Origin of the sequence: Acinetobacter sp. GWC1_38_13 (assembly GCF_001767535.1) — a bacterium.
In the GTDB taxonomy this organism is placed as follows: domain Bacteria; phylum Pseudomonadota; class Gammaproteobacteria; order Pseudomonadales; family Moraxellaceae; genus Acinetobacter; species Acinetobacter junii.
This window is the reverse complement of sequence record NZ_MELG01000122.1, coordinates 1-6048: the sequence shown is the minus strand read 5'-3', so window position 1 is coordinate 6048 and position 6048 is coordinate 1. Positions and strand designations below refer to the sequence as shown.

Below are 6048 nucleotides of genomic sequence, written 5' to 3'. Positions count from 1 at the left end.
CAATGTACTATGATAAGATTAACCCGTTAGGTCAGGTGGCCTAACTTAAATAAAAAAGTCTCCGACAAACCCGGTACGGTTCATATTTTGTATCGAATAATTCATGAGTTCAGCCATAGTTTATCTCTGTTGTTATATGTTCATCATGCAGCATTGATATGGAAGGATGAAACATTTCAAATATTTAATAGTTTCTAAAACTTATATCACAATTTTACAAAGTTTATAGTCAAATTATTGAACTTATGTCTATGTTTTCAAGGCGTATTTACTGATTTGGAATCTACAAAATGATCTGACAGATTCTGCTGGTTCTCTGTTATATTATAGAAATTAGTTGGGGTATAACAATGACGTTTAACTTTGAAATCGATATTTTTTGGTGTTTAGAACAATTACAAAAAGACGGAAGAATTAATGAGCGTGATAAATTATTGGTACAAACTACACATCGCCAAAAAGAACAATTGAAATGGCATCCTCTTCAATGGATAGCAAACTTTAATTTAAAAGACCAGCTAAATGCTGGGCAAACCTTAACACTAAATCGCTTATGTCTATGGTTGGCTGAAAAGTCTCAAGTTCCTTTGTTTGTTATTGATCCATTAAAAGCTGATGTAGCAGTTTTAACTGGGGTTATGTCGCAGGAGTTTGCTGTACGGAACCATATTCTTGCCGTTGAAGTACACGCAGATCGTATTCTGATTGGTACGGATCAACCATTTTCTTTGGAGTGGAAAAATAATTTAGAGAGGAGCCTCAGTCCTAAAAAAGTTGAACCCGTTCTCATCAATCCTGAACAGCTTCGTCGCTATTTGGTTGAGTATTATCAAGTCAGTCGAGCTGTAAATTCCTCTCAAAACTCTAGTCCTTTCGATCGAGATAATAAGGGTGTTGAAGCTCTATTACAGCTTGGTGATACCCAAAATCCTGATGCTAATGATCAGCACATTGTTAAATTGGTGGATTGGGTGTTGCAATTTGCTTTCGAGCAAGGTGCTAGCGATATCCATCTAGAACCTCGCAAGGAAAAGGGAAAGGTACGTTTTCGTATCGATGGTGTATTACATACAATTTATAATATGCCTGCAAATACTCTCACAGCAGTGATTTCACGGATTAAAATTCTTGGTCGAATGAATGTCGCTGAAAAACGTAAACCACAAGATGGTCGTTTGAAAACACGAACACCTAAAGGACAAGAAACAGAGTTACGTTTATCAACTTTGCCTACAGCATTTGGTGAAAAGTTGGTAATGCGTATTTTTGATCCGGAAGTGTTGGTTAGAAGTTTTCAACAACTGGGATTCGAAGGACATTTGTTACATAGTTGGCAGCAATTAACGCAACATAGTCATGGGATTATTTTAGTAACAGGTCCAACAGGCTCTGGTAAAACCACAACTCTATATTCCTCATTGAAGCAGTTAGCTACTGAACAAGTGAATGTATGTACGATTGAAGATCCAATCGAAATGTTGGAGCCAAGTTTTAACCAAATGCAGGTTAATCCAACGATTGAATTGGGATTCGCAGATGGTGTACGAGCTTTGATGCGTCAAGACCCCGATATCATCATGGTGGGTGAGATTCGTGATCACGATACTGCAAATATGGCAATTCAAGCCGCACTCACAGGACATTTGGTACTCTCAACTTTACATACCAATGATGCACCTTCAAGTTTAACTCGTCTGCATGATTTGGGTGTTCAACCATTTTTAACAGCTGCTACCATTCTTGGTGTGTTGGCACAACGGTTGGTCCGTCGTTTATGTCCACAATGTAAACAAGAAACCTCAATGAATGAACAAGAGTGGGAACACCTGACTTTTGATTACATTATGGAAATGCCTGAAACGATGTATAAGGCGGTTGGATGTGAAACCTGTCGTCATACAGGTTATAAAGGTCGTGTAGGAATTTATGAGTTTATGCCAGTGAGTCTCGAACTCAAATCTTTGATTAGTGCACATGGAACTTTGAATGATTTAAAAGTACAGGCAAAAAAAGAGGGTGTTGAACCTTTGAGAATTGCAGGTGCACGTAAAGTGATTGAAGGCGTAACAACTTTGGAAGAAGTTCTCCGTGTCGTACCATTGAGTTAAGCACAATAGAAATCTTAAGATTCACCTCATCTAGCTTTGTTTAAATAGCTTTATCAAAAGTGAATACATAAACAAGGGTAAATAGATGAATATGTTCTCTAAAATTGCTGTAATTTCAGGCTTAGTTGCTACAACAACATTTGCTTTAGCGAACACGGGTGCAGTTAATCAACAGGCTTTAGCACCAACACAAACGACATCAGTTAAACAAGCTTTGACACTTAAAGATGATTCACCTGTTATGCTTAAAGGCTATATTGTGAAAGCAACCGGTGATGAAAAATACCAGTTTAGTGACGAAACAGGTTCTATGACTGTCGATATTGATGATGATTTATGGAAAGGTAAACCAGTATCTGCTAAAACTCCTGTGACTTTGATCGGTGAGATTGATATCGATTATAAGCCGATGAAACGTGTTGAAGTTGATGTCGATCAAGTGCAGTTTTAACTGATTGAATTAAACAAGCCATATGAGAAATCATGTGGCTTTTTGCTAGTTTGATCTTTTCAAGGCATCATAGATTGTAGTCATTCATTATGAGAACCTTATTATGCGAATTTTATTAGCAGAAGATGACGCTTCTCAGGCTGAAAGTATTAAAGACTGGCTGGAAATAGATGGTTATAGTGTTGATTGGGTTGAACGAGGCGACCACGCTATCTTGGCAGTAAAACAGCATCATTATGATTGTATTTTGCTGGACAGAGGTTTACCTAATGCATCTGGTGATGACATTCTGAAGTGTATTCGTGAACAACATTTGTTGATTCCAGTGATTTTTATCACTGCAAAGGACCATATTCATGATCGTGTGGAGGGATTAGATTTAGGAGCAAACGACTATTTAGTTAAGCCTTTTAACTTAGAGGAACTTTCTGCAAGAATCCGCGCACAACTAAGACAATCTCAGAAGCAGACAGGAGCATATCTTTGTTTTGCTGATTTAAAACTCGATCCTAATGCGAAGACCGTTTTTAAAGCAGGTGAAACGGTAAATTTAACTGCTAAAGAGTTTCAAATTTTATATAAGTTAATGCAAAATCCAAATCAAATAGTCACCCGTGAGCAACTCGAAGAATCATTATATGCTTGGGGAGAAGAGATTGAGAGTAATGCGATAGAGGTCTTCATATATCAAATTCGAAAAAAAATTGGTAGCCAACTAATCAAAACTATTCGTGGCTTAGGTTACAGAATGAACTTGGGTTGAACCAATGAAAACCGTCTCATTGCAAAATCAATTAATTAAGACCTCCTTAATCAGCTCAGTCATGGTAGGCAGCTTAGCGCTATTCATATTTGTAGTTGTCTCTGTTTATCAAACCATGCATGTGCAAGATGAAATCATGGATGAGATATCAGATATGCTGCTTCTTTCTGACCTAACCACCAGCTCAGGGAAGCAAATTGATGAGTTAAGTGAACAATTTGATATTCAATACAGATTGAAAAATTCACAACTTATTTTAACACAATCAGAAGATTTTCCATTAGTTCAAGAACCTCGCATTTTTCCTAATGATCATCATCGGTACGGATTCTTTTGGCAGAATCATCAATTGTGGCGGAGTTATGTTGCGAAAGATCATCAAGCAAATATGAATGTATTGGTGATACAACCGTTAGAGGAAAGATTTGAGGAGTTATTGCATAGTTTTGCAGCTTACTTTTTGATTCTGCTTATGGTGTGGTCATTACAATGGATGATCTTATATTTTTTAATTAAGCGACAGTTTAAAGTAGTACATCAACTTTCTAAGCAAATTTCAGCAAAAAATGCAGAAGACTTAAGTCCCATTAAGTTTGCTGAATTTGAGGTGAAGGAATTACAACCAATCCTAGCTCAATTGAATTATTTGCTTAAACGTTTAGATAATTCATTAAAAGCAGAACAACGCTTTACTGCTGATGCTTCCCATGAGCTAAGATCACCGCTCTCTGCGATTCAGTTGCGCCTACAATTATTACAACGAAAATATCCAGAACGTGCAAAAGAGCTAGATAGCATACAATTAGATGTCTCTCGTGGAATTCAAACACTGGAAAATTTACTTTTACTCGCGCGTTTAGATCCTGAACATCCAGAACATTTGCCAAAGACATATTTTGATTTAAATGAGATGATGAAACTTCTTTTATCTGACTTTTCAACTGCGATCGAAACAAAAAATTTGGAAATTGTTTATCAAAATATCTTAATTGATAAGAAGTTAGATATTTTTGCTAATGAACAATTAATTTATACCTGCCTGCGAAATATTTTAGATAATGCAATTCGATATTCAGAAGTGAATCATCTAATTCATATAAAACTCGATGATGATTCAGATTACATTAATTTAACAATCGAAAATCAAGGTGCTGGACTCGATACAGAAGTGTTAGAACGTTTAGGTGAGCGATTCTTTAGGGTGTTGGGAACGAAAACACAAGGTTCAGGTTTAGGGTTATCAATTTGTAAAAAAATAATAGAACTTCATCGTGTTAGGATCACTTTTGCACAATCATCAATTGGTGGATTAAAGGTACAAATACAATTGCCTAAAACTATTTAACGAACAAAAAGAGCAGTACGCGCTGACATACTGCTATTCCCACGTTTATTGTTCTTATACGTTTATTCTTCTATTAATCTTATTTAGTTAAAATTAATCGATTGTTACGAGTAAGGCGTAGGCGATACTCTTCACCTGCATGCATGATACGAATTTCACGTCCTAAGGCAAACAAGTTGTTTGAATGTAACATTGGCAACGATTGAGCTGAATCTGTACTGCGGGTAAAAAGATTAAAAGGTGCGTTCATTTGTTATGCTCCGTGGTGTGTTTTTTAATGTTTTAAATGATAATCATTATCGAATAGGCCTGTCAATGCAAATTTCATTATTTTACAAAATGATCAAATTATTTATTCTTTGACATGTGAATTGGGTTACAAACTCATTAGAATGAATTTTAAAATATCAAGGATTTTAGATGGTTATGGCAAAAGCTACTGTTGATGTTTCAATCGCAATTCTATTACATAAATCTAAAGTGCTAGTTGGATGGCGACAAGCAAACCAACATCAAGGTAATAAGCATGAATTTCCTGGTGGGAAAATTGAGGAAGGTGAAACACCTGAGCAAGCTTGCCGCAGAGAGGTCTATGAGGAGGTAGGAATCGGATTAAAGGAGTGGCATCAGTTCGATGTTATTCGACATGAATATGACGATATTATTGTTACTTTACATCTCTTCCATGCGTATGTTCCTGATGAGCTTTTAAATTTAATCCATCAACCATGGTCTTGGTTTAGTAGAGATCAACTCGCGGACTTAAACTTTCCAAAAGCAAATTCAACGATTATAGAGCGATTGATCTGGTCTCACTTGATCAAAATTAGTGATCAAGTTGATGAATTACCAGAAACTAATTCACAAATGTATTTACGTATAGAAAGTAAAGACATTGAAAAACTTCAACAGCAATTAATTAAATTGTCTGAACAGCAATTATTGAAGTTGATTGTTAATGTGGATGTTTGGCAACAATTAAATACAGTGTTGCAAGAAAAAATTAAAACAGTCCACCTTAAACAATTTCAGTTAATGCAACTGAAAAAGGGTGATTTGGTTGTAGCTAAACGTTATATCGCAGCTTGCCATGATGCTGTTTCAGTACAACATGCGCATCAGATTGGTTGTGATGCGATTTTTTTAAGCCCTGTAAATCCTACAGCAACTCATCTAAATAGCAAAGTACTTGGTTGGGATGGATTTGCAGCATTAGCTCAAAAGAGTGATATTCCAGTTTTTGCTCTAGGAGGTGTTGCACCAGCTGATTTAAAACAAGCCCAAAAATGTAATGCTTATGGGCTTGCTGGAATACGACAATTCAGTTCAATTTAACCAATTAAAGAGCTTGAATTGCTCGACGTGCTTCTTGAGCTTTGAC

6 protein-coding genes are annotated in these 6048 nt (G+C 36.2%); 5 read left to right on the top strand and 1 reads right to left on the bottom strand.

Going from position 1 to position 6048, the window contains the following annotated elements:
- Window positions 1-350 precede the first annotated feature (350 nt).
- The 4 genes from tfpB to A2003_RS13570 all read left to right on the top strand — a co-directional run bounded on the left by tfpB (window position 351) and on the right by A2003_RS13570 (window position 4667).
- Window positions 351-2108, top strand: coding sequence for a type IV pilus assembly ATPase TfpB (gene tfpB / locus A2003_RS13585; RefSeq protein ID WP_039047846.1), 1758 nt, complete (start codon window positions 351-353; stop codon window positions 2106-2108).
- A gap of 85 nt (window positions 2109-2193) precedes the next feature.
- On the top strand, window positions 2194-2559 hold the full coding sequence (locus tag A2003_RS13580; protein ID WP_039047847.1) for a NirD/YgiW/YdeI family stress tolerance protein: 366 nt from the start codon (window positions 2194-2196) through the stop codon (window positions 2557-2559).
- A gap of 103 nt (window positions 2560-2662) precedes the next feature.
- Window positions 2663-3322 carry a response regulator transcription factor gene (locus tag A2003_RS13575; protein ID WP_286687492.1) on the top strand — a complete coding sequence of 220 codons (660 nt, stop codon included), beginning with the start codon at window positions 2663-2665 and terminating at the stop codon, window positions 3320-3322.
- A 4-nt stretch (window positions 3323-3326) separates the two neighbouring features.
- Complete coding sequence (locus tag A2003_RS13570) at window positions 3327-4667, top strand: sensor histidine kinase (protein ID WP_286687491.1); 1341 nt, start codon at window positions 3327-3329, stop codon at window positions 4665-4667.
- 79 nt (window positions 4668-4746) lie between these two features.
- Here A2003_RS13570 and hemP read toward each other — a convergent pair whose 3' ends face one another.
- The gene (hemP, locus tag A2003_RS13565) at window positions 4747-4917 is read right to left on the bottom strand and encodes a hemin uptake protein HemP (protein WP_004638676.1); all 171 of its coding nucleotides are present in this window, start codon (window positions 4915-4917) and stop codon (window positions 4747-4749) included.
- A gap of 176 nt (window positions 4918-5093) precedes the next feature.
- Here hemP and A2003_RS13560 point away from each other — a divergent pair, with 176 nt between their 5' ends.
- Window positions 5094-6002, top strand: coding sequence for a thiamine phosphate synthase (locus tag A2003_RS13560; RefSeq protein ID WP_039047857.1), 909 nt, complete (start codon window positions 5094-5096; stop codon window positions 6000-6002).
- Window positions 6003-6048: the final 46 nt, after the last annotated feature.